Source organism: Arcicella lustrica (assembly GCF_034930985.1).
GTDB classification, from domain to species: Bacteria; Bacteroidota; Bacteroidia; order Cytophagales; family Spirosomataceae; genus Arcicella; species Arcicella lustrica.
Window position 1 is genome coordinate 53,978 of the sequence record NZ_JAYGIM010000009.1, and the last position, 25,901, is coordinate 79,878.

Below are 25,901 nucleotides of genomic sequence, written 5' to 3' on the forward strand. Positions count from 1 at the left end.
AACAAACTTAATATGTCTCAAGAAAAAAAAGAAACCTATTTTTCGCAATTAGATGGAGTACGCTTTTTAGCAGTAGCTTTGGTGTTGGTAGATCATTGGCTGACTGAGCGAAACCCATTTCCTTTAGGTCATCTTGGTGTAACAATGTTTTTTGTTTTGAGTGGATTTTTGATAACAAGAATTTTGATTCAAAGTAAATTGAAAGATGACCAGTTTGGAAGAAGTCATTGGTTTTCTGTAAAACAGTTTATCATTCGCCGAAGCATCAGGATTTTCCCCATTTACTTTTTGTCTATTTTTGCATTATATTATTTTGATGTTCCGCCCGTTCGTGAAACCCTCGTTTGGTGTCTTACTTACAGCACTAATTTATACATTGCTATCAATCAGCATTGGATGGGTACAATCGACCACCTTTGGTCTTTAGCTGTTGAGGAACAATATTATTTAGTTTTTCCTTATCTAATTCTTTTTCTTCCTACTCGCAATTATCTGAAATTGCTATGGATAATGATAGCCATTTCAATTGGGTTTAGACTTTACTTTTATTTTCAAGGAAGTCCTTGGTTAATTCAATATGTACTCATGCCCACAGCACTTGATTGTTTTGGTTTAGGAGGTTTAATGGCATATTATTTTACTTTTAAGAAGGAAGAAGTTTTCGAGAAAATTGCAAATGGAAGGTTTGTCATATTGAGTTTTATCGTTTATGCTATTTGTGTGACTCTAACTCAAATCCAGCAAAAAGAAACACATCAGATTTATAATTTTGGAAACCTTGTTGCAGAAAGATTTCTTGCGGCTGTTTTCTGTTTTTTCCTGATTGCTAAAGCTGTTGCAGGCTATTCTGGTTATGTAAAATGGTTTTTTGAAAACCCCGTTTGTCAATATTTAGGACGTATAAGCTATGGAATTTATTTATACCATAATTTTGTCTATAATTATTATCATACACCACAGACGAGTATTGTATTGAGAGGCTTGCATAAAATTCAAAGGATTGCTCCTTACTTTACCCTTAATTTAGGCTTTGAATTACTATATTTTCTGATGCTTACCGTAATTCTTGCAAGTTTGTCTTGGTATTGTGTAGAGAAACCAATCAATTATTTGAAAAAGTATTTTACTTATTAATTCATCAAAAAAAGCTTATTAATAATAAAGTATTAAACTAAAATCGGTTTTGTGCCTAGCTTTAGATATTTTTGTGGTTTGAAAGCTAAGCCTTATTGATATACTAAGTAAGAGCTGTGAATTGTAAGTGATGAGTTGGAATTTTAAAGTGCTGATTTATACTATATAATTCACAATACGACATCAACATCCTACTTAATGCTTTTTAGCTTTTTTTATTTTTAAATTCTTAATCTAGCTTTACCCCCAACAACTGAATGAGTATCAAATTAGCGATTGTCATGCCTGCTTACAATGAACAGGATTGTATGGCTGAAGTAGTAAAAATCTGGTCGGATCTTTTAGACAGTGAATTTGCAACAGAAAATACTCGTCTTATTGTAGTGAATGACGGTTCCAAAGATAATACTGGTGAAATTTTAGATGAATTAAAACCTATTTATCCTAAACTTGTTGTTGTTCATCAACCCAATGGAGGACATGGTAATGCCGTAGTTCATGCCTATCGTAAAGCTGTTGAATTAGGTGCTGAATATATTTTTCAAACAGATTCTGATGATCAATTTATTCCTGAAGATGTAAAATTAATTTGGGAGAAGCGCCATCAATCTAAATTCATATTAGGTCATAGACAAGTACGACATGATGACCCGTTCAGATTATTGATTACTAGAATTTTAAGATATAGTATGTTTTTTGTTTATGGTACTTTTATCATGGACTCAAATATTCCTTTTAGATTAATTGAAGGTAATTTCCTGAAGAAATTGTTAGCTCAATTACCAAATCCAGTGCCATTTGCTCCAAATATTTTTCTAGCAATTATGGCTAAAAAGGCTGGACAAGAATTATTCAATATTCCAATTGTTCACAAAGAAAGAGCTACTGGCGAAGTTTCAATCCGTAAAATGAAATTACTTAAAGTTTGTTGGCAATCGTTCAATGAATTATTAGATTTCCGTCTTACTCTTAATACTAAAATTAAAAACTTGAAATAGAACACCAGAGAAATTATGAAACAATACGATTTTGTGATAGTTGGTGCTGGATTGTTTGGTGCTGTTTTTGCGCATGAGGCTAATAAAAGAGGCAAAAAATGTCTTGTAATTGATAAAAGAACTCACCTTGGCGGTAATATTTATTGTGAAGAAATAGAAGGTATCAATGTACATAAATATGGTGCGCATATTTTTCATACCAACGATAAAGCCATTTGGGATTATGTAAATTCATTCGTTGAATTTAATCGTTATACCAACTCTCCATTGGCTAATTTTGAAGGTGAATTGTACAATCTACCTTTCAATATGAATACCTTTTATCAATTATGGAAAGTAAAAACACCTCAAGAGGCTCAAGATAAAATCAATGAGCAAGTAGCTGCTTCGGGCATTACTGACCCGCAAAATCTTGAAGAACAAGCAATTTCTTTAGTTGGTACAGATATTTACTATAAATTAATTAAAGGTTATACTGAAAAACAGTGGGGAAGAAAAGCGACTGAACTTCCTGCATTCATTATCAAAAGGCTGCCACTTAGGTTCACTTTTGATAATAATTACTTTAACGATAAATACCAAGGTATTCCGATTGGTGGTTATAATAAATTGACAGAAGGTTTATTGGATGGAATAGAAGTAAAAACGTCAACAGATTTTTTTGCAAACCGGGAAGCATTTCAAGCAATTGCTGATAAAATTGTGTTTACGGGGCATATCGACGAGTATTATGATTATTGTTTTGGGAAATTAGAGTACAGAAGTTTACGTTTTGAAAATGAAGTACTCGACCAAGAGAATTATCAAGGAAATGCCGTTGTCAACTACACCGAAGCACATATTCCTTTTACGAGAATCATTGAACACAAGCACTTTGAATTTGGTAAACAGCCTAAAACCGTAGTCACGAAAGAATATCCATGCGAATGGAATTCTGGAATGGAAGCGTATTATCCAATTAACGATGATAAAAATACGGAAATGTTCAAGCGGTATCGTACCTTGGCTTCTGAAGAAAAAGAAGTGATTTTTGGTGGTCGCTTGGCGGAATATAAGTATTATGATATGCACCAAGTGGTGGCTTCCGCTTTAGTGAGAGCGAAATCAATTTTTGGATAATTCTTTGTCCATAAAAATGTTAAAACTATGAAAAATAAGGCAATACTTTTCCTTGCAATAGCCATTTTAGGAATAGCTACTTATCTTTTTTTTCAAAAGAAAAACCCTTATCTAAGTACATTAAAACGTTTTGTTCCTGATAATACTTTGTTATTATTGGAAACAAATGAGATGAGGGATAACACAGAATCTCATGTTTTTGCTCAGATTCCTTTACTTTCTAGAGTTAAAAATCAATTTTATTTATTGCAAAAAATTGGACTTTCCAAAGAAGAGATTCAAGATTTAATTAAAGATAAAACCTTATATTTCGCCTTATTACCCGAAGCAAAAGAAGATTTAAATTACATTACTTATCTACCACTCAATCAAAATGATTCTGCTTTGGTGAGTAAAATCAAAAGACTTCAAGAAAATATTTCTGGTAGCAGAATAATCTATCATACCACTCGTGGACAAAGAATTGCTGAAGTAATAGATAATTCTACCAAATCGATTTTGTCTTTTTTTATTCAGAACGATATTATCATTTTTAGCTCTTCAAGTATTTTAATAGAAGAGGCAATTTTACCGAGTGAAAATTCATGGATTAATGAAATTTCAGCTACACTTACTCCGCAAACTGATTCAACAATCACTGCAACTCATTTCAACAAACAAGCGATTGCTAGATTTATCAATAAAATTTCAGTTGATAAAAGTAAAATTGCCAAGCAGTTTGTCAATTTACTCTCCGATAATTTTACGGGTTTTCAGGCAGATGAATCTGTTGTTAAGGCGTTTGGCTTGCTGAAAGATGCCCATATTTTTGAAGGACAAAGTCCCAAAAAGCTGGAAAATTTAAGTATGATTCCTAATACTTCTTCTTTTTTACTGCACATTCCTTTTGATAATACTGCCAAACTTGAAGAAAGTCTCCAACAATATTTCTCTAAAAATAAGGAGTTAAATGTTTTAAGAAATACAGTAAAAGCTGCTTTCAAGTTGAATTTTAGTGATATTTATCAAAATCTTGAAGGCGAAATTCTTTTAACAGGTTTTGACGAAGGCGATGAAACTTTCAACGGCAAAGCATTAATTTTAAGAAATAAATTACTCTTCGATATTTTAAAAAAGACTTCTATGGAAGTTTCTAAAGAAAAAAATGCCAATGTTGTAAGTGTTGAATATGGCGGTTATACTATTAAATCTTTAGGAATTAGAGAATTTCCGACGATGCTTTTTGGCGAATATTTTGCTGGATTTGAAGAATGTTATTTTACTGAATATAAAAACTATTTAATCATCACAAATAGTTTGTCGGCAATGCAAAGCTATTTATTGGCAATAAGTAAAGGAGATGTTTGGAGTAATTCTGCCAAAAATCAAGCATTGGCTAAAAAGGCTAAAGCTTCAAATTTAGCCTTAATTTCAGAAACGAATCGTGCTTTATTAGGCTTTAAAAAATCTTTAGTGAATGCTTGGGCAAATAAATTTACGGAGAATGAAAGCCAGTTGAACCGTATTACATTAAGTATTTTTGAAATACTTCAAGGCAAAACTGAACTTAGGTTGTTTAAGAATATCTCTTTGGTAGAATCTTCAAAGAAGTATTCAAATAAATGGATAAAACTGGTAAGTATTCAGGTTGATTCTTCTTCAAAACCTTTTTACTTTACCAATCCTTCAACCAAAAAACAAGAAACTTTTGTCCAAGGAACTGATAATCAAATTCACTATGTGAAAGCTGGTAAAAAAGTTTGGTCGTATCAATTATCGGGAAGAATTGTGGGTGAGATTAAAAATGTTAAAATTTTACCAAATAATCAGCAACAATTGTTGATAGCAAGTGCCAATAAAGTTTATATTCTTAGCAAGAATACTCAAGGATTTGAGGTGAAAACGATTCCAAATAACACGGGATTAGCCATTCATGATTTTATTATTTTTGATGCTGAGAATGATAAAAAGCAAAATCTGACACTTTTTTCTTCTAATTCAGCTTCCTTCAAAATTGATAAAACGTCGCTAACTTTAAGTGTACATTTTAAGCCAAAAAATGGTGCTCCACACATTTTACCGATTACAACTGTCATCATCAAAGGAGTTGAATATGCAATTTTGCTAAATAAAAAGGGAAAACTGACTTTACAAGATGCGAGTGGAAATGTGGCAAATGGTTTCCCGATTACACTAAATCGTACTTTTAATGACCCTGCTTTATTGGAAGGTTCAAATGAAAGAATTCATATCAAATTACTTAGTGAAAATGGTGAATTATTTTCTGTGAACTTATCAGGTAAAATCGTTGAAAAGAAACAATTATTACGTCCAAATTTTGAAAGCAAATTTTTCCTTTGTGCCGACCAACGCAATACTGATTGGGTAATTATGCGAAGTGATGGCAAGGATGTGACAGTAATTGATAAATCAGAAAGAGAAATGTTTACGATTAAAGAGGAAACATTTGGCGTAAAACGTTTGAAATATTATAATTTGGGAGTTGGGGGTAAGTATTTTGCTTTGACGAACAGTTATACTACTTATCGCTTTTTCGATGAAAATGGAAGTTATGTTGGCGGAATGCCAATAATTTCAACCTATCATCCAGTGCTTACTTATTCAGAATCGTATCAAAAATTAATCATTGACATCACAACGCCTGCTGCTTTAGAAAATTGGTCGGTGAAACTTCGTTAATATGCTTTTTAATTCTATTCATTTTTTAATCTTCTTTATCATTGTTACGCTTGGCTATTGGTCTTTGGGTTGGAATGGTCGCTGGCGATTATTACTTTTTGCAAGTTGCTATTTCTACATGGTTTTTATGCCAATCTATATTTTAATACTGTTTTTTACGATTGTCATTGATTATTTTGCTGGAATTTATATAGAACAATCAAAAGGTTCGAACAGAAAATTATTGTTGATAGTTAGTTTAATATCAAATATTGGTATTCTTGGGATTTTCAAATATTATAACTTCTTCAATACCAATATCTCTCATCTTTTGCATCTGATTGATGTTAGAAACCCAGCTCCATACCTCAAGATTTTACTACCAATTGGGCTTTCTTTCCATACTTTTCAGGCGATGAGTTATACTATTGAAGTATATCGTGGAAATCAAAAAGCAGAACGCCATTTTGGGATTTATGCACTTTATGTGATGTTTTACCCGCAATTGGTTGCTGGACCTATCGAAAGACCACAAAATGTTATTCATCAATTTTATGAAAAACATCAATTCAATTGGGAGAAAGCCAAAAGTGGATTGATGATGATGGCCTGGGGTTTATTTAAGAAAGTAGTGATTGCTGATAGATTGGCGATGGTTGTCGATTCGGCTTATAATAATCCTTCCGAAAAAAACGGATTGTCGCTTTTAGTGGCTACTTTTTTCTATACTTTTCAGATTTACTGTGACTTTTCTGGTTATTCAGAAATCGCTTTAGGTTCGGCTAGAGTAATGGGTTTTGAATTGATGGAAAATTTTAAAAGTCCTTATTTTTCAAAATCAATTTCTGAATTTTGGCGTAGATGGCACATTTCACTTTCTACGTGGTTTCGTGACTATTTGTACATTCCTTTGGGTGGAAATAGAGTATCAGAATGGCGAAGATATTTTAACCAATTTATCGTTTTCATGGTCAGTGGTTTGTGGCATGGCGCTCAGTGGACGTTCGTAATTTGGGGTTCATTGCATGGTTTTTACTTGATTGTTGCTGCCGCTAGAAATAAGTATTTTCCAAAATTGACTTTACCCGACAATACTTTAGGAAAAGCGATTAATCTTATTTCAACTTTTATTTTAGTGATGTTGGCTTGGGTATTTTTCAGAGCGAAAGATACCAGAGATGCTTTGTTGATTTTAAGAAAAATATCATTCTTTTCAATCAACGATTCGCTAGAATCACCACTGAATAATATCGAAATACTATTTTCATTGGGATTGATAGGATTATTACTTTGGAAAGAATTAAAATGTTTTTATATCAATACCGAAAGTAATGTTAGATTTTACAGTTTAATCTCTTTGGTAATGATTTTAGTGTATTTCTTTGGAGTATTCAACACAAATAATTTTATCTATTTTCAATTTTAAATAGGCTTTCAGAAATCGGATTTCAGCTTTCGGATGTCTGATTTTGGATTTCAGACTTCTGATGATATAAGAAATAAAACTAAAATCTGACATCCAAAAACCAATAATTTGGACTGAATATCTCCAAATGTTTAAGACCAAAATCAGAAATCCTAAATCCGACATCACATAGTTTTATGTTAAAAAGTGCATTAAAATATACAGTTTTACTTCTTGCCATTTTCTTATGGTTGCAAGCTTACTTTCCTGTTATTTACTTCAATTCCAAATTATTTCCTGACGATTATCGTTTTGGAGATTTGTACCGCCTTTCATATTTACCTCAGTTTAAAGAGAGTACTACCGCTTGTTATGAAGAAGTAAAATCGTTAAAGAATGATACTTCTAATGTCAATTTGTACATCATTGGGGATAGTTTTGCAGAAGAGGCGAGAGTCAATAAAACCGATTTTAATGCCAGTAAATATCTTTATACACACTGGGCAAACGATGCCTATATTCAATTAGATGGTACAAAAAGGAATATTCTGATTTTAGAATCGGTAGAAAGAGCAGCCAAAGAACACCTTTCTGAAGATGTGGATAATTTTAGCATTGAAAAACCAGTAATTAATACAGAAAACCCAAACCTTACTTTTCGTAAAAAGATTGTTCAAGGATGGGAAAAAATCAGTCCAGTATTATTTCCACCCGGAACAGAAGAACGACTAGAACATACGCTTTTCAATTACGATTTTTTTCTATGGTTTAGAGAATTAAAAGCGAAAATGAATTTAATTTTATTTGATAGAATTGAGCCAAAAGTGATTCTTTCAAAAGATAAAAAGCATTTATATTACATGGAGGAAGCCGACAGCACGCATGGACGTTCAGCTTTTTTCCCAGTTACCGATGCACTGATTGATACTTTTGTTACTCATGCAAATAGGAGTAGAGAAAAGTATTTAAAAGCAGGCTTTGATGAAGTTTACCTGTCAATTATTCCGAATAAAGTAAGTGTACAATCGCCAGATTTAGGAAAATATAATCATTTAATTGAGCGAATTCAAACTCATCCAGCCTTAGAAGTGCCGATAATTGATACTTATGATATTTTCAAGAAGACACCAGAAAAGTATTACTTAAAAAGCGATACACATTGGAATTGTACTGGAAGAAATGTTTGGTTAAATATTATTAATCAGCAGATTATCGCTAAAAATAGTCAGAAAAAATAAAGAGTCAAACTTTCGTCTGACTCCCATTTAGCGGTTATATAAAGTGGTTATAGCGATTACAATAAAGTAATAAAGCTCTTGATAACGGCTCCTAATCGAACGGCATCAAATATACGCTGTTCGCTAGCACCATGTGATTTTACTGAGGCTTCGTGTGAAGTAACACACATTTCACAACCATTAATCGCTGAAATGACTAAGCTCAATAATTCAAAGAATTCTTTGCCAAGCACAGGATTCATCATGATTGACATCCTAACGCCCGCAGGAATATTGTTATAAGATTCCTTATCCATAAAATGGCGGAAACGGTACAATACATTGTTTGCATTCATCAAAGACACACAAGAAGCAACTTCTAACAGTTCTTTTTCTTCAGCACCTTTACTTTTTGCAAGCTCTTCCAATGCGCTAACCAAAGTACTTGATTTCTCGTTGATAGCTACAGATAAAGCTAACAAGATTGCTTCTTTTTCTTTCAAAGTTTGCGCTTTCAAAGCATTAGAAACATTGATTTTAAGATCTTTGATATAACGGTGGTCGGCTGCATTTAAGCGATCAAGGAATAGACTTTCAAATGTTGAAGGAAGATTTACTTCTGCCAACAAATTATTTTTAGTTTCACTAACTGTTCCGAACATGATTTTTATTTGGGGAGATGAAAATTAAGAGGCTTTATTTAATCAATAAAGCCTCTTAATCAGGAAATTAAACTGATAAAGTTTCTTCGCCTTGTTTCCAGTTACAAGGACAAAGTTCGTCTGTTTGAAGTGCATCCAAAACTCTTAATACTTCGTCAACGTTACGACCAACTGATAAATCGTTAGCACATACCCAACGGATAATTCCTTGTGGGTCAACAATATAAGTAACACGGTAAGCGATTTTTTCGTTTGCTTCTAAAATACCCAATTCTTCAGCTAAAGATTTAGAAGTATCAGCTAACATTGGGAATTTTAATCCACGAAGATCATCGTGATTGTTTCTCCAAGCTAAGTGAACAAATTCAGAGTCAGTAGAAGCACCGATTAAGATAGCATCACGGTCAGAGAAATCATCATATTTTGCATTGAAAGCAGCAATTTCTGTAGGACAAACAAAAGTAAAATCTTTTGGCCACCAGAACATTACTAACCATTTGTCAGCATTTTTGTGGTCTTCAGAAGTAATATCATAAAATTCTTTGCCTTTTTCAAGAGATACTACTGCTGTTTTTTGGAATTTTGGAAATGTTGAACCTAATGATAACATGATTTTGTTGTTTTCTGTTTAAATTAAATATTGAAATTGTACAATTTTTATTTCTTTTTGAATGAAATTAAGTATTACTGTATTTGAAAAGTAATATTTATTTTTCTTTTACAAAGTTGCTCACTAATCTCTTTGTAAACAAATTGATAATATTGATATTTACATAGAGATTCTTTATAACTTCTTTTAAAAACATGACTATTACCCAATTAGAATATGTAATTGCCGTTGAAAATCATAGAAACTTTGTACAAGCAGCGGACAGTTGTTTTGTGACTCAACCTACTTTGAGTATGCAAATCCAAAAACTAGAGGATGAACTTGGCGTAAAAATCTTTGATAGAAGTCGCCAGCCAGTAGTAACCACTCAAATTGGTTTAGAAATTATTCAACAGGCACGCATTACTATTGCTGAATTTTATAAAATTAAAGATGCCGTAAATTCAGGGAAACATGATGTAACTGGTGAAGTTCGTTTGGGCGTTATTCCTACGATTGCACCGTATTTATTACCACTTTTTCTGGCTAGCTTTCTCGAAAAATATCCAAATGTTGAGCTGAAAATTAAGGAGTTAACGACAGATAGAATTGTTCATGGTTTAAAAAATGATGATTTTGATTTGGGCTTGATTGCTACGCCACTTCAACAACCCAATATTGTGGAATATCCTATTTTTTATGAAGAATTAGTGTTGTATGTCTCTAAAGAAAATGCGATTTATCAGAAAAAATATGCACTTTCAGAAGACATTAATCCTAAAGAATTATGGCTTTTAGAAGAAGGGCATTGTTTGCGCTCGCAAATTGAGAATCTTTGTGAATTAAAACGAAAATCTATTGGGAGAAATCAATTTGAATATCAGGCTGGAAGTTTAGAAACACTTCGAAAAATGGTTGAAAGAAACCAAGGGATTACGATTTTACCTGAATTAGCCACGATGGATTTTGACGAAGATAGATTAAACTTAATTCGTCATTTTAAATCGCCAGCTCCTGTGAGAGAAGTAAGTTTAGTCGCTCACAAAAATTTTGCAAAAATGGGTATTTTAAAAGCGTTAAAAGAAAGTATCCTTGAAGCAATTCCTAAAGAATTAACAGTTGAAAAGAAAAGAAATATAATTGAAGTTGCTTAGATTTACGACTCAAAGACTTTAGGATTTGAGGACTTTAAGATTACTTTTAAGTAGTAAGGTACTTATTTGAATTTCACAAATCATGATACTTTGGTCATTAATTTGCTACTTTTAGTTTTAAATCTCTATGAATTAATCGTGTAAACTATCAATCTAGAAATCCTTTAATCTTAAAGTCCTTTAGTCTCAAAATCCTAAAGTCTCAAAAAAATCAATAAACTAAAAACAATGAAATTTATCATCACATTATGCTTGTGTATCCAAAGTTTTTTTGGAGTATCACAGCTATTCCAACCTAAAAAAGCTTACACTCGTCAAGACACACTTCGTGGAAGTATTACACCAGAAAGAGCTTGGTGGAATCTACAGTATTATCATCTTAGCGTTAAAATTCAACCGAATGATAGCACTATTTCTGGTAATAATTTGATTACTTATAAAGTATTGAAGCCAGCCCAAACAATACAAATTGACTTGCAAAATCCTATGCAAATCACGAAAGTTGAGCAAGATGGACAATCGTTAAATTATAAAAGAGATGGCAATGCTTTTTTTGTTGAGTTACAAAAGAAACAAGTAGTAGGCAAAACAGAGTCTATCAAAGTATTTTATGAAGGAAAGCCAAGAATCGCCCGTCGCCCGCCTTGGGATGGAGGTTTTTCTTGGAAAAAAGATTCAGAAGGGAATTGGTTTATCACTACTTCTTGCCAAGGTTTGGGAGCAAGTGTTTGGTGGCCTTGTAAAGACCACATGTACGATGAAGCCGACAGTATGCTCATTTCGATTACTGTTCCTAAAAAATTGCAAGATATTTCAAACGGCAGATTATTGAGAGTAATTGATAATCCAGATGATACTCGTACTTTCGATTGGTTTGTTTCAAATCCAATCAATAATTATGGCGTTAATATTAACATTGGTAATTATGTACATTTTTCAGAAAAGTATAAAGGTTTAAAAGGCGATTTAGATTGCAATTATTATGTGTTGCCAGAGGATTTAGAAAAGGCTAAAGTGCAGTTCAAACAAGTACCAATGATGTTGAAAGCCTTCGAACATTGGTTTGGTCCTTATCCATTTTATGAAGATGGTTATAAGTTAGTACAAGTATCGTATTTGGGAATGGAACATCAAAGCTCTGTTACTTATGGCAACAAATTTGCCAATGGTTATTTAGGAAGAGATTTATCCGGAACAGGTTGGGGTTTGAAATGGGATTTTATTATTGTTCATGAGTCAGGTCATGAGTGGTTTGCTAATAATATTACCGACAAAGACATTGCCGATATGTGGATTCATGAAAGTTTCACCAATTATTCTGAAAGTCTTTTTACGGAGTATCATTTTGGAAAAGAAGCAGGAGCAGCTTATGTGAGAGGTTGTAGAAAACTTATTGGCAATCAAGAACCAATTATTGGTGATTATGAAGTGAATGAAAGTGGTTCTGGAGATATGTATTACAAAGGTGGAAATATGTTACATACTATTCGTCAGATTATTGATAATGATGAAAAATGGAGACAAATTTTAGTCGGACTCAATAAGGTTTTTTATCATCAAACCGTTGATACGAAACAAATAGAGAATTACATCAGCAAAAAAGCAGGAATTAATTTAAGTAAAGTATTCGACCAATATCTCAGAAATACTAAAATTCCTACATTAGAATATAAAGTAGAAAATGGAGGAATTACTTATCGTTGGACGACCTGTATCGATGGTTTCAGTATGCCAATAAAGATTGAAAATGCCAAAGGGAAATATCAATTCATTCAACCAAGTACAGAATGGAAAAGCCTTAAAGGTGTCACAGAACTAAAGATTGATGAAAACTTTTATGTAAATGTGAAAAAAGATTAAAATAAAAATCCCGTCCAATTTCTTGGGCGGGATTTTTATTTACTCAAAACTTTTCTGCTTTCTAACCTTTTTAATAAACATTCTTTTTAAAGAATTGGTAAACCTTTCGTCAGTAGGATACTTTCTGTTTGGTGTCATATTATTAAAAATAATAGCAACTACAAAGAGTATTAATGAGCCACTGAGAACAGGAGTTAGAACATAAAAATAGCCCAAGCTTTTAATTTGTTCTGAACCAATTACAGCAAGTAAAGCTGTTGCACCGCCGGGAGGATGTAAGGTTTTGGTTACTTGCATCAAAACAATTGATAATGAAACTGCCAAAGGGGCTGTTAACCAAAGGATGTTAGGTAGTAATTGATTAATCGTAACACCAATAATTGCAGAAATAAAAGGTCCGCCGATAAGGTTTCTTGGTTGTGCCAATGGACTTTGAATTGCTCCAAAAATTAATACACTAGATGCACCAAAAGAACCAATTAGAAAGATGTTGTCGTGAGCTGTTAGTTGAAAAGTTTGTAAGAATGAAATGAGACCAATTCCGAGAAAAGCACCAAGAAATGACCAAAAGTTTTCTTGGTAATCTACTAAGGTTTCTCTGTAAATAATGTACCTTGAAATTCTTAAATTTCGTTTTAATTTTTGTCTAACCATTCGTCTGCTCTTAATTTTTAGCCTAAGAAAGCTGATTTAGTTAATTGTCTTATGAGTTTTGTTTCTTTAATTGATTCAAAATTAGTACAAAATTTAATATTTGTGAGTATTTGTACTTAATGTTACACAGAATAAAGTATGTTTAAATATTGATTAGTTGAATTGGTCTCTGTCAGCTTTTAAAAACTATTTTTGTTTACACTAAACTCTCCTGACTATAATGATTGGGTTTGATATTTAGAAGCAAATACATAACTGACTACAAAATTTGCCATAGTTTAAAGCTGTGATATTCCATTAAGAAAACTTTATCGAAACTTGGATCTATATTAATTTCGTAGAGAGAGCCGTCATATTCTAATTTATCACCAATCACGATTAACAACCACTGTATTTCACATTTTGACTTCTTTTTATAATCAGTTACTTTAGTTATTTTCCTACGAATTGCTTCTTCCAACTTGGATTTTTCTAGTGTTTCAATGTAGTAACTGGGACTGTAGTGGAATGAGGTTTCATTAAATATCTCATATCTAATATCTTGAATATAAGTAGGCTTAAAATCTAATGTTTCTTTACTAATATAGTTGAAAATATAATTAGAAATTTCTTCAATTTTTTTTGGTTGTTCTGACTTAGTAAAATTAAGACTGTTATTGACAAATTGGAAATTAACTATGTATTTCAAATCTGGATGTTTTGAAATAAAATGTTGGGCAGCTTTATCCAATAACGATTGAATAGATTCTTCGATTTCTTTACCACTATTCATAAGTCTCTCATGTTCAAGTCCAATGAAATAATTTCCACAAGATATTATGAAATCGGGGCTTTCCCTTTGACAAATTAATGAATATTGATTACCGAATTCTTTCTCATTAAGAAGAGAAAGAAAAGTTTTAACATGGCTGAGTTCAACAGAATGTTTTTTTAGGAGATTATCACTTTTTATGGTTGGAGAGATTTTCTTTATTTTTTCTCTTCTAGCAATAAAATCACTAATGTGTTTCTTTAATTCTTCCATATTGATTGTTTTCATATTTATCTATTTAAAGTTTAATACAATTTTTGTACTTTGGTAAAGATACATTTATCTATGATAGTTTTGGACAAACCAAAAGAGCCTTTATTCGTGAAGAATAAAGGCTCTTTTGATAAATAATCTAACAGATTTTAATTTCCTACTACAAACACTGCATTTCCAAATAACAATTTACCATTTTGCCAGAAACCTCTGAAAATTGGGTCATTTGCTAAGTAAACGATTTGCCCACGACCTAAATCTTGTGTTCCAAAAATCAATGAGTTTTTAAGTTTATCTTGTGCTTTTGCACCAGCATAACCCGCTACTAAATCTTTGGTTTTGGTTACGCCAACATTCCAGCCATCAGCAAGGTATTGGAAGTCTGTCGTTTCAAGCACCAAACTATAATATGTTTTATCATATCCAAAAGCTAAAGGATGCGTATTATCCATCGAAAGTTTGTAAATACTTCCAGGTGTTTCTTCTGAAACTGATTCTCTTTCAGCATTGGCATAAACTTTTAATTTAGGCGCTTCATTTTCCTTTTCTTTATCTTTTTTCTTGTCTTCTTCTTTATGCTTTAATTCAAATCCATCTTTGCCAGCCAAAGCATTTAAAGCACCTTGAACTGCTATTAATTTACCACCAGCACGAACCCAGTCTTTTACTTTTGCAAGGGTTTTATCATCTAAAATTTTATTGTATCTGCCATCTACTAAAATCAATACATCAAATTTTGATAAATCAACTGTTCCTAAAGTATTCTCGCCAATGATGGTAGTAGGATATTCAATTTGCTTATCAAAGAAATGCCAAGTACCGCCAAAAGAAGTTGGAGAAACACCATCGCCTGAAACAATTGCTACTTTCGGAGCATCTAAATAAGCTACATTGTCTGAACCAAAATCAGAACCTTTGGTTGACATACCCGTTGAAACGGAATAAAGATTTACTTGTAGTCTTTCTGCTTCTGCACGTACAATTTTATCAAATGAATCGCCTAAACGCTCATTGCCTGAACGAGTAATTACAAGTGTACCTTCATTGTAAGTTTGATTTTCAATTTCGAAAGCTTTAGCTGCTGAACGTACTTTAATGCCTTTTTTCAGTAATGAAGCCAATAATTTCAATTCACTGAAAGCTTGCCATTTTACCAAATAAGCATAAGGTTTTTCAACTTTAGCAGAGGCTGGAGTAAACTGTGGTTTTGGTGCTGGCGTGATTTTATCTTTTACCGCAAAAGCACTTAAACCATAAGCATAAGGTAACGACCATGAAGTAATATCATACGTCACAGAATCTTCTACCATCGTTTTAGGTTCTAGCAAAATCTTCAAGAAAGTAGAACGTGGTTGGAAAAGGTTAATCACAATATCGTCTGGGTCGATGCTAAAACCTACATTTTTATCATCTTGATAACTATAACCTGCGGCTACTAAGCCTTTTCCTGCAATACCATATTGGAAATTTTCACGGTCAAGGAAATTTAAAAATTCACGGGTTCTACTTTCATTGCCTTTTGTTTTGAAAACGAACGATTTGTATTGTCCAACTGGACTTTTCTGCGCATTTTCAAAGAACTTAATAAATTCTGTTACTGCTTTATCTGCATTGGCAGAAACAGCTTCCAAACAAGCAAATGAAGTACTGAAATGGTGGTCAATTCTTTGTTTTAGCGTAAGTGTATCGCCATCTCTTTTAGTGATTCCTAAACCACCTCTTCCGCCACCGCCTTGCTCGTATGTCATACCGAAAGCACCGTTGTAAGTCGGATAAGTATCGCCATAAGAAGGATAAAGTAAATCAAAACGTTCTTTAGAGAAATATAACCAACCATTTTTATCGAAATCACGTTTGTTGTAATCGCCAAGAATTTTCTGGAATTCTCTTTGCCAGCCAGTAATATCTTCATGATATGGTTTAGCAGAAGGAGCGAAGTAATATGGATTTTCTACACCTTGCTCATGAAAATCTGCATGAAGATGAGGCATCCATTGACGATACATCGCTAATCTTTCTTGTGATTCTTTTTGTGTTTGCCAAGCCCAGTCACGGTTCAAATCAAATAAATAATGGTTGAAACGTCCACCTGGCCAAGGTTCGCTGTGTTCAATTGCAGCAGGATTGGGATTATAAACCGCACCCACTTTTTGATTATAAAAGTTTACATAACGGTCATATCCATCTGGATTAATACTTGGGTCAAGTATCACAACCGTATTCGCCAAAATAGCTTTTGAACGCTCGTTAGAAGCATTCATTAATTCATATAAAGTAAATGGAGAAGTACTTGTTCCGCAAGATTCATTTCCGTGAACATTGTAACTCAACCAAGCAATAGCAGGTTGTTTTTTAGTAGGTTTTCCTTCTAATAAACCAATTGATTTTAAATTATTCGTTCTGATTTCCTCTAATTGAGCAAAATTTTCTGGCGAAGCCAAGATGGCAATCATCAACGGGCGCCCTTCATTGGTTGAACCGTATTGAATTAATTTTACTTGGTTTGGATTCTGACGAGCCACATATTCGTAATAACTCACTACTTGGTGATGTCTAAGGAAACGTTCGCCTTTTTTGAAGTTAAGGAACTCTTCGGGAGATTGTAGCTTACTTTGTGCTGATGCACAGATACTTAACAGCAAAAATGCGTGAAGTAATAGATTTTTGAGCATGATTTTAAGGTTTGATGAATGGATTCAAACCAAAAATAGAAAGAAAAAGCTTCCTAAAAAATCAAATATCCTTTTTTTCGCAACAAGATTTATGTGGTACAGGGTCATGACCACTACCGCCCCAAGGATGGCAAGAAGCAAAACGTTTCATTCCTAAACGAAAGCCTTTCCAAAATCCCCAAATCTGAATAGCTTCTATCATATACTGCGAACAAGTAGGAGTATAGCGACAAGCATTCGGAAAATATGGCGAAATAATTCCTTGATATACTCGTACTAAAATGATAAGAATTTTACTGGGAAGATTGGTCATTGTTGTATTCTTTTCTCAAAGGTAACAAGCTCATTTAAAATAATAATCAGCGATTTGAAAATCATTAAAATGTTGATTTGATTACTTCTTAAATTTATGAAGAAGAATTATAAATAAGTTTTAAATTGCTTTAGTATCCAAAACAAATCAAAACTTATTACTATGAAAAAAAGAACATTTTTAAAAACAACATCAATGTTGGTGGGTGGCGTCGTACTTTCACGATTTGTTGCTTGCCAAACAAAACCCAAAACGAATTTGAAAAACTGGGCAGAAAATTTAGAATACAGTGCTGAAAACGTTTATTATCCTAAAACAGTTGAAGAAGTACAAGAAATTGTAAAGAAATGCGATAGCCTAAAAGCATTAGGTTCTCGCCATTCATTCAATACAATTGCTGATAGTGAAGAAAATCAAATTTCACTGAGAGATTTTAATAAAGTAGTTTCGCTTGATAAAAAAGCCAATACTGTAATGGTAGAAGGAGGGATTAAATACGGAGAATTAGCCCCTTATTTAGAAGAAAACGGCTATGCACTTCATAATTTAGCATCCTTACCACATATTTCTGTGGTGGGTGCTTGTGCTACTGCTACACATGGTTCTGGTGTGAAAAATGGAAATTTATCAACTGCTGTTGTTGCTTTTGAATTTGTCAATGCAGCTGGTGAGCTGGTAAATTTATCCAAAGAAAAAGACGGCGAAAAATTCAATGGAGCTGTTGTTGGTTTGGGTGCTTTTGGTGTGGTGACTAAAATTACTTTGGCACTTCAACCTAGTTTCAAAATGAAGCAAGTGGTTTATCGAAATTTGCCTATGAGCGCCCTAGAAAAGAATTTTGAGACCATCATGTCTAGCGGTTATAGCGTTAGTTTATTTACTGATTGGAAAAATAAAAATATCAACGAAGTTTGGGTGAAAAGTAAAGTGGAAGAAGGTGATACTACTGAAATACCAACTGAATTATTTGGAGCGAAATTAGCCACTCAAAATCTTCACCCAATAGAAGAAATCTCTGCTGAAAACTGTACCGAACAATTAGGCATTCCGAGTGTTTGGTATGAAAGGATGCCACATTTTAAAATGGGCTTTACACCAAGTGCTGGTAAAGAATTGCAATCAGAATACTTTGTTCCTATCGAACACGCTTACGAGGCTATGATGGCGATTGAAAAACTGCATGAAAAAGTTAGTCCGCATATTTTTATTTCAGAAATCCGTGCGATTCAAGCAGATGATTTTTGGATGAGTCCTTGTTATAAAAAAACTTGTGTTGCTTTGCACACTACTTGGAAACAAGAAGTAGAAACGGTCATGAGTATTCTCCCGCTTTTTGAGGAAGCCTTAGCACCATTTAATGCTCGTCCGCACTGGGCAAAACTTTTTACGATGGAAGCATCAGTTTTGCATAGTAGCATCGAAAAACTGAATGACTTTAAAACTTTGGTAAAAGAATACGACCCAGATGGTAAATTCCAAAATGAATTCTTGAAGAAAAATATTTTTTCATAAGTGATTTTACGATAAAGCTGTTTAAACTTTCCTGATTTTACTATTAGCTGGTGAATTAATTCACCAGCTAATAGTAAAATCCATTATCTCAAAAGCTTGTTCCAATAAAAAAGCTTCCAATCCATTCAACCCCGAAAAGATTACTTTTGGGGTTTTGTTTTTTATGCTTATTCAATCCTCAATACACTTTATTCTCATTTTCTTTCATCGCTACAAAACCAAAAGAGAACTACTCACGTATATCTGCTAAAATTTCCACATAAAACTATTAGCGATATGCACACAAATAAACTTAAACTGTTTTTAACAGCCTCCGCCTTTGTTGTAGGGTTTGGACTGTCTTCTTGCAAAGACGATGAAGTAACCATGCCAACAGTTATCAAACCAGACCAAACTTTCTATGTACTAGCAGATGGTAAACAGTTGATGAAAATCAATACCATGAACGCTGAAATGGCAAGTAGTACGACTACCATCACTGGTTTGATGACAAACGATGCCTTATTATCCATCGATTTCAGACCAGCTACTGGCGAATTGTATGGAGTAAGTGCGATGAATAGAATTTATGTTATCAATCAAGAAACTGGAGTGGCTAGAGTAATAGGCACAACTGCTTTAAACCCAATTGTGAATGGTTCTGCCGTTGCTTTGGACTTTAATCCAACGGTTGATAGAATCAGATTAGTAACTAACACGGGTCAAAACTTACGTTTACATCCAGAAACGGGTGCGGTGGCAGCGACTGATGGAAGTATCAATGGCGGAGCAAGTCCAGTCATTGAATCGGTTGCATATACCAATAATTTTGCGGGAGCAAGCTCAACTGTTTTGTATGATATTGATGCCAAATCGGATAAACTATACAAACAAGACCCACCTAACAACGGAACTTTAGTAGAGGTTGGAAATCTAGGTATTGATATTACTGCTTCGGCGGGTTTTGATATTAATCCTGCTGGTGATGTTGCCCTGACAGCGGTGATGGTTTCAGGAAAATGGGAATTGCATCAAGTAGATATTACGACTGGTAAATTAACAAAATTAGGAAATTTACCTGCTGGCAACATCAATGGTTTGGCGATTCCAACGGCACCAGTTGCTTATGCGGTTGATGAAAGTAATAATTTATTAATCTTTAATTACTTGAATATTGGCACACCAGTTTCTAAAGCGATTACTGGTTTACAAATGGGTGAAACCGTTTTAGGCATAGATTTTCGTCCTGCAACGGGTCAATTATTTGCTTTGGGTAGTTCTAGTAGATTATATGTATTGAATACTTCGTCGGGTGTGGCAGCAGTGGTCGGTTCAGCACCATTTGCTACTACTTTAACAGGTACTTCTTTTGGTTTTGACTTTAATCCAACCGTTGATAGAATTCGTTGTATCAGTAATACTGGTCAGAATCTACGTTTACATCCTGAAACAGGTGTTATTGCTGCCGTAGATGGTGCTTTGAATCCGGGAATGCCTTCGGTTACGGCTTCGGCTTATACCAATAATTTTGCAGGAGCAACCTCAACAATTCTGTTCAATATTGATAGCATGACTGATAAATTATACAAGCAAGATCCACCAAATAATGGAACTTTGGTAGAAGTTGGGGCTTTAGGTATTAATGTTGAAACGGTTGGAGGTTTTGACATTAGTAGCCGAGGAGGTATGGCTTATGCAGCCTTGAAAGTAGGAGAGAAGTCTGCGATTTATACTATCAATATCACAACAGGTGCTGCTACGAAATTAGCTGATTTGCCCAATACCGTTCGTGCTTTTACAGTGGGCACGGGATTTTAATAGTTGATTTAATTCCTTATTTGCTAAAACCCAAGAAGAAATTTCTTCTTGGGTTTTTTGTTTTGTTCACAACCGCCTAAATCTATTTGCGGTTTTCTTCATATTTATACGGGAAATTGCGTGAAAAAGATGCGCCAACCTATCTCTGAGATAGGATGTCCTATCTTTTTCACGCAAAAAACCGCAAAAAAGACAGCTTGACCTATCTCAGAGATAGCTCGTTCTATCAATAGGATAGGTTTTCCTATCTCAGAGATGAGTTGATGGATGTTTTAGATGGATTTGCCTGTCTTTGGGATGGAATGGTGGGGGAGTTCTATGAATTGCTCCGACTAGAGTATTCCCCTGAAATTTTTATTAATTCAGTTTGAAACTGAATTTGAAAAAGGCTCTTGACTCAGTTTTGGAGAGATTAGTCTTTGATTAGTTGTTGATTTTCGGGAGTGTTAATGTTACTGAGTTTTTATATGATTTACCTTTAATGAATAAAAAATTAATCTATCAATTTTCCAAAAATTGTATATTTGTTTAAAAATACACACAAATGGCAGAGTTTGTAGAGAAGTATATCAATCCCTTTACCGATTATGGTTTTAAGAAATTGTTTGGCGAAGAGTTGAACAAGGATTTGTTATTGGATTTTCTGAACGAATTATTAAAAGAATAACAAGGACAAATCAAGGAACTAACTTACCTAAAAACCGAACATTTAGGTTTGACTGAACTAGATAGAAAAGCAATTTTTGATTTGTAAACAAGCTAAAAGAGCAGATTGGAATTATGAATTAAAAGCTGTTTATACCATCGCAATTCTTGATTTTGTATTTGAAGCCGATAAAAATGAACCTGATAAGTTTAGGTACGATGTAAAGTTAAAAGACATAGAAACCAATAAAATATTCTATGATAAGTTGACTTTCATTTACTTAGAAATGCCAAAGTTCAAGAAAACAATAGAGCAGTTAGAAACAAGGTTTGATAAGTGGCTTTATGTAATAAGTAATCTGAACAAATTGGATAGAATCCCTGATAGTTTAAGAGAACAAATCTTTGAGAAAGTGTTTGAAACAGCAGAAATAGCCAAATTCACGCCTGCTCAAATATTGTCTTATGAAGATAGTTTGAAATATTACAGAGATTTAAAAAATTCATTAGATACTGCGAGAGAAGAAGGCGAAACAGAAGGAATATTGAAAGGAAAATTAGAAGGCAAAATAGAAGGGAAGATAGAAGTTGCCCAAAATATGCTTGCTATGGGAATGCCGATGGAGACGATTATTCAAGTAACTGGTCTTTCAGAAGAGGAGATTAAGCGTTTGGCATAGCTTATACTGTGACAACTTTTTAAAAGTTGCCACAGTTTCTCAAAAAGTTGACAAAGCTAAAAAAAACTACTCTACATCAACATTTTGTAAGCCACCTTTCAAGGCAATACTTTTTCCATTCCAAACAAATCTTCCTGAAAGGTTAGGAGGAATGCTTACTTCTCCAGAAATACCTGTTTTCCCTTTGCGTTTTAGCTTTACTGTAATTTCTCCAGATGGATGTGGTACTTTTCCTGATACGTTTTCTAAATCGCCTAAGGCTGGTTGAATACGTACTTCTTCAAAGCCCGGAGCATCTGGCATAATCCCACAAATGGTCGATAAAAAATCATAATTGGGTGATGCCGACCAAGCGTGACAGTCTGAACGAGTAGGGTCTGTTTGTTCTGCAAAAGTACTTAAACCAATATTTAACATATCTCGCCAAGGTGATAATGTACTGTAATATAGGGAAGCATTTCCCGATTTCTTCAAGGCTTGTGTTAGATAAAAACGGAAGTAAAATGTGGCTTGGGTCAGACTTTGGTCATTCAAAATCTTATCCATAACTGCTTTTTCGTTGGCTCTTGGTACGGCATTGGCAAGTATCGCAAAAATATTAGCATGCTGACTAAATGCCTTTTTGTCGGGAGTGTCGGCTACTTCGTTTTTACTTTCATCCAAACATTGTTCGTAACTAGATTTTGAGAGTAAATCTGCCAAAGTACGGTAATAAATAGCTTTATCTTTGTCGCCATAAGTTTCAAAAATAGCGGCAGCTTGTCGCAAAGTATAAGCGTATTGGAAAGTAATGATAGACGAATTTCCATCCGTTGCACCGTCAGGAACACCACCAATGTCTGAGATTGGATTCCATTTCCAAGGCTTTGCCCAATCTACAAAAGACCACCATCTCATTGCACCCAACATATTTTTTTGTGGGTCAATTTTTCTTTCGTACCAACCTAATACTTTTTCAATATTGGGTAGAAGTGATTTAACAAAAGCATCATCTTTGCGGTGCATCCAATAATCGTAAGTCATAGAAACCCAAAACAAAGAGAAAGTAGGAATGATTTGAAGCGTATTGCAAGGGTAACGACTTTGCGTTAAGCCTTCAGAAGTCATTGAATTATCATAATCTGTCAAGGCTTTGCGCATCAAGCGGTCATCACCCGAAACATATAATGAAATTAATGCCTGAATTCTGGTATCGCCAGTATATTGTAACTGTTCGTAATAAGGGCAATCGAAATAACTTTCGCCTGCACATAAACGAGCCGTTTGCCAGCCTACTTTCCAAATATTTTGTAAACTTGGGTCGTTACTTGAGAAATTGCCTTTTTCTTCAAAAGGATATCCCGTCTTGATACCATAAAAATCATTGATTGTTAAAGCTTCTTCCTTGGTTTCAATCGTGATTTCTATGTAGCGATAAGTTCTAAACCAAAGCGGTCTGAAACCTCTTTTAGCTTGTCCATCTGGACGAAATATATCTTGAATGCCAATAATATGTTTTCCTTCAATCTCATTTCTATTACCTTTTACCCATTTGTCATCAATCAACGCTTCGGCATAGATAAAGCTAATTTTCGCATCTTTCCCTCCGCTGACAATTATTTCTGGATATGCTACTGTTTCAAAAGTTTGGTCGAGTAAAATAGTAGTTTTACTATTGGCAGGAATGGTTAAAGTACCTTTTCCTTTTAACCAATTATCATTGATTGTTAAAGCTTTAGAATTTTCATATCGTCTGATGCTATTGATATTTTGATGAATTTCTTCCATTTGCGGAATTGTTCTAGGCACTAAATACCATTCAGCTCCTGTACCTGTTCCTGAAATATAACCATGTTCTAAAGTACGTGCATTTGTCCACTGACTATCATCAAATGATGGTTTTTCCCAGTCGGTAGGAAATTTACTAGCTTCTACTTCTTCGCCAGCGCCTACCACAATATAAGTACGAAGTTTCCTGCCATCTACTGGCAAAGGTTTATAAGCTTGATTTTGAAGCACTTTCCATGTTTTGTTGGTATTTACAAGGCTTTCCAGTTCTGTATTCCCTTGCATAATAAAGCCCGTTTTATTACTCATCTGAGCAGCAGGCATATATTCTCCAAAATTCCAAACGACGGCAGCAATGGTGTTTTTACCTTGATTCAAATACTTTGCAATATCATAAGTTTCAAAATTCCAGTGCATTAAATCGCTCCGAGCTGGTCCAGTTCCGATAAAATTTCCATTAACTAAAAGTCTGTAACGATTATCACCAGAAACATTGATGATAAACTGTTCAGGCTTTTGAGCTAATTCAAAATTTTTACGGAAATGAAATACTCCAAAATCTTTCAGATTTACATTTTGTGGAGCAATCCAATCAGCTTGCCAACGCTGTGTTAAAACCTTTTGACTTGCCTGTTGTGCTGAAAGTGGAAGAGAGAAAATTAAAGAAAGGAGCAAGGCTTGAAGTACTTTCATTGTTGTTTTTGATTGATTGTGGATAATAAAACGAAAATACAGATTTAGCTCAGTATTTCTTACATGTTCTCACCTGCTGAGGAATAAATAGCAAAAATCCTTGATTGTCAAAAGACAAATAATTTTACAAGTCTTGCTATGAGCGATAAAAAAAGCTTTTATAACTCATGAAATATAGTATTTTTGAGTTATAAAAATAAAACTTATCGCTCATGCGTTGGATTTGGCAAGATAAAAATTGGGCTCATTTTGAATATGACCCATCAAAGCTACTCATTTATGAGTTAGCATTTGAGCGTAATATAGGCAAAATATGGGGAGTAATTCAGCATATTGAAGCCGAAGGATTAGAAAATTTAAAGGTCGAAATTTTATCACAAGAAGCTGTTTCTACGTCAAGTATTGAGGGAGAAATATTAAATAGAGAATCTGTTCAAAGCTCTATTAGAAAGCACTTAGGCTTGAAAAGTGATTTTCGACAAGTACCGCCTAATGCTGCTGGGGTAGCTGAAATGATGGTGGATTTGTATGTAAATTATGACAAAACGCTCAACCATGAAATGCTTTTTGAATGGCATAAAATGTTAATGAATGGGAGACGTGATATAGAAACTATTGGTAGCTATCGGACACATGAAGAACCGATGCAAATTGTTTCAGGAAATTTATCTGCTCCACGAGTGTTTTATGAAGCACCGCCTTCTGGACAAGTAAAGACTGAAATGGATACTTTCTTGAATTGGTATCAGGAGAATTTAACTAATAATCAAAAAGTTTCAACCTTGATTTTTGCAGGGATTACGCATTTATATTTTGAAATAATTCACCCTTTTGAAGATGGAAATGGACGTATCGGCAGAGCTTTGGTAGATAAAGCGATTTCGCAACGAATGGGTAAGCCAGCACTTACTTCGTTTGCTAAAGTAATCGATTCACAAAAGAAAGCCTATTACCAAGCGATACAATCCTGTAATCATCAATTGAACATAGATGCTTATTTAACTTATTTTGCAGAATTGACGTTGCAAGCACAAGATTATACCATACGAATGGTTAGTTTTCTGATTTTTAAAACAAAGTTTTTTAATCAGTATAAAGACGTGTTGAATGAAAGACAAACGAAAGTTATATTAAGGATATTTGAAGCAGGAATTGAAGGATTCAAAGGTGGATTAAGTGCCAGTAATTATAAAACTATTTCTGGTGCATCCAACGCAACTGTTACTCGTGATTTACAAGAATTAGTAAATATGAAAGCGCTTACTAAGACTGGAACATTGAAGAGTACACGATATTGGTTGAATCAATGATAGGGTAAGTTTGGAAAGTATTAAAAAATAAAGGCTCT

Annotated in this window: 20 protein-coding genes; 13 read left to right on the forward strand and 7 right to left on the reverse strand. The window is 33.8% G+C overall.

Annotation, left to right across the window (positions count from 1 at the left end; genetic code table 11):
* Positions 1 to 12: 12 nt before the first annotated feature.
* From VB798_RS12395 to VB798_RS12420, 6 genes are all read left to right on the forward strand, one after another.
* Positions 13 to 1,134, forward strand: a complete 1,122-nt coding sequence (locus VB798_RS12395) for an acyltransferase family protein (RefSeq protein ID WP_323258784.1) — start codon at positions 13 to 15, stop codon at positions 1,132 to 1,134.
* Between the two features lie 257 nt (positions 1,135 to 1,391).
* Entirely contained in the window at positions 1,392 to 2,132 is a 741-nt protein-coding gene (locus VB798_RS12400; RefSeq protein ID WP_323258785.1) for a glycosyltransferase family 2 protein, read from the forward strand.
* A 15-nt stretch (positions 2,133 to 2,147) separates the two neighbouring features.
* Complete coding sequence (gene glf / locus VB798_RS12405; RefSeq protein ID WP_323258786.1) at positions 2,148 to 3,251, forward strand: UDP-galactopyranose mutase; 1,104 nt, start codon at positions 2,148 to 2,150, stop codon at positions 3,249 to 3,251.
* 27 nt (positions 3,252 to 3,278) lie between these two features.
* Positions 3,279 to 5,930, forward strand: coding sequence for a hypothetical protein (locus tag VB798_RS12410; protein WP_323258787.1), 2,652 nt, complete (start codon positions 3,279 to 3,281; stop codon positions 5,928 to 5,930).
* Position 5,931: 1 nt separating this feature from the next.
* A complete protein-coding gene (locus VB798_RS12415) occupies positions 5,932 to 7,335 on the forward strand; it encodes an MBOAT family O-acyltransferase (RefSeq protein ID WP_323258788.1) in 1,404 nt (467 codons plus the stop codon).
* Positions 7,336 to 7,511: 176 nt separating this feature from the next.
* A complete protein-coding gene (locus VB798_RS12420; RefSeq protein ID WP_323258789.1) occupies positions 7,512 to 8,552 on the forward strand; it encodes a hypothetical protein in 1,041 nt (346 codons plus the stop codon).
* 56 nt (positions 8,553 to 8,608) lie between these two features.
* On the opposite strand, the gene VB798_RS12425 is transcribed toward VB798_RS12420, so the two are convergent.
* Together VB798_RS12425 and VB798_RS12430 are read right to left on the reverse strand one after the other, a co-directional pair.
* On the reverse strand, positions 8,609 to 9,193 hold the full coding sequence (locus VB798_RS12425; protein WP_323258790.1) for a carboxymuconolactone decarboxylase family protein: 585 nt from the start codon (positions 9,191 to 9,193) through the stop codon (positions 8,609 to 8,611).
* A gap of 67 nt (positions 9,194 to 9,260) precedes the next feature.
* Positions 9,261 to 9,803 carry a peroxiredoxin gene (locus VB798_RS12430; protein WP_309922808.1) on the reverse strand — a complete coding sequence of 181 codons (543 nt, stop codon included), beginning with the start codon at positions 9,801 to 9,803 and terminating at the stop codon, positions 9,261 to 9,263.
* 194 nt (positions 9,804 to 9,997) lie between these two features.
* Here VB798_RS12430 and VB798_RS12435 point away from each other — a divergent pair, with 194 nt between their 5' ends.
* Together VB798_RS12435 and VB798_RS12440 are read left to right on the forward strand one after the other, a co-directional pair.
* Entirely contained in the window at positions 9,998 to 10,936 is a 939-nt protein-coding gene (locus VB798_RS12435) for a hydrogen peroxide-inducible genes activator (protein WP_323258791.1), read from the forward strand.
* Positions 10,937 to 11,164: 228 nt separating this feature from the next.
* A complete protein-coding gene (locus VB798_RS12440; RefSeq protein ID WP_323258792.1) occupies positions 11,165 to 12,796 on the forward strand; it encodes a M1 family metallopeptidase in 1,632 nt (543 codons plus the stop codon).
* Between the two features lie 39 nt (positions 12,797 to 12,835).
* Here VB798_RS12440 and VB798_RS12445 read toward each other — a convergent pair whose 3' ends face one another.
* From VB798_RS12445 to yidD, 4 genes are all read right to left on the reverse strand, one after another.
* Entirely contained in the window at positions 12,836 to 13,450 is a 615-nt protein-coding gene (locus tag VB798_RS12445) for an HPP family protein (RefSeq protein WP_323258793.1), read from the reverse strand.
* 259 nt (positions 13,451 to 13,709) lie between these two features.
* Positions 13,710 to 14,489, reverse strand: a complete 780-nt coding sequence (locus VB798_RS12450) for a hypothetical protein (RefSeq protein ID WP_323258794.1) — start codon at positions 14,487 to 14,489, stop codon at positions 13,710 to 13,712.
* Between the two features lie 134 nt (positions 14,490 to 14,623).
* The gene (locus tag VB798_RS12455) at positions 14,624 to 17,146 is read right to left on the reverse strand and encodes a M14 family metallopeptidase (RefSeq protein WP_323258795.1); all 2,523 of its coding nucleotides are present in this window, start codon (positions 17,144 to 17,146) and stop codon (positions 14,624 to 14,626) included.
* Between the two features lie 61 nt (positions 17,147 to 17,207).
* The gene (gene yidD, locus VB798_RS12460; protein ID WP_323258796.1) at positions 17,208 to 17,459 is read right to left on the reverse strand and encodes a membrane protein insertion efficiency factor YidD; all 252 of its coding nucleotides are present in this window, start codon (positions 17,457 to 17,459) and stop codon (positions 17,208 to 17,210) included.
* Positions 17,460 to 17,621: 162 nt separating this feature from the next.
* On the opposite strand from yidD, the gene VB798_RS12465 reads away from it, so the two are divergent.
* From VB798_RS12465 to VB798_RS12480, 4 genes are all read left to right on the forward strand, one after another.
* Positions 17,622 to 18,971, forward strand: coding sequence for an FAD-binding protein (locus VB798_RS12465; RefSeq protein WP_323258797.1), 1,350 nt, complete (start codon positions 17,622 to 17,624; stop codon positions 18,969 to 18,971).
* A gap of 276 nt (positions 18,972 to 19,247) precedes the next feature.
* On the forward strand, positions 19,248 to 20,768 hold the full coding sequence (locus VB798_RS12470; RefSeq protein ID WP_323258798.1) for a DUF4394 domain-containing protein: 1,521 nt from the start codon (positions 19,248 to 19,250) through the stop codon (positions 20,766 to 20,768).
* 544 nt (positions 20,769 to 21,312) lie between these two features.
* A complete protein-coding gene (locus VB798_RS12475; protein WP_323258799.1) occupies positions 21,313 to 21,435 on the forward strand; it encodes a PD-(D/E)XK nuclease family transposase in 123 nt (40 codons plus the stop codon).
* 76 nt (positions 21,436 to 21,511) lie between these two features.
* Positions 21,512 to 22,093, forward strand: a complete 582-nt coding sequence (locus VB798_RS12480) for an Rpn family recombination-promoting nuclease/putative transposase (protein WP_323258800.1) — start codon at positions 21,512 to 21,514, stop codon at positions 22,091 to 22,093.
* 66 nt (positions 22,094 to 22,159) lie between these two features.
* Here the strand turns inward: VB798_RS12480 and VB798_RS12485 are convergent, their stop codons facing one another.
* Complete coding sequence (locus VB798_RS12485; RefSeq protein ID WP_323258801.1) at positions 22,160 to 24,553, reverse strand: alpha-L-rhamnosidase-related protein; 2,394 nt, start codon at positions 24,551 to 24,553, stop codon at positions 22,160 to 22,162.
* Positions 24,554 to 24,765: 212 nt separating this feature from the next.
* Here VB798_RS12485 and VB798_RS12490 point away from each other — a divergent pair, with 212 nt between their 5' ends.
* The gene (locus VB798_RS12490) at positions 24,766 to 25,863 is read left to right on the forward strand and encodes a Fic family protein (RefSeq protein ID WP_323258802.1); all 1,098 of its coding nucleotides are present in this window, start codon (positions 24,766 to 24,768) and stop codon (positions 25,861 to 25,863) included.
* The last annotated feature ends 38 nt before the right edge of the window (positions 25,864 to 25,901 follow it).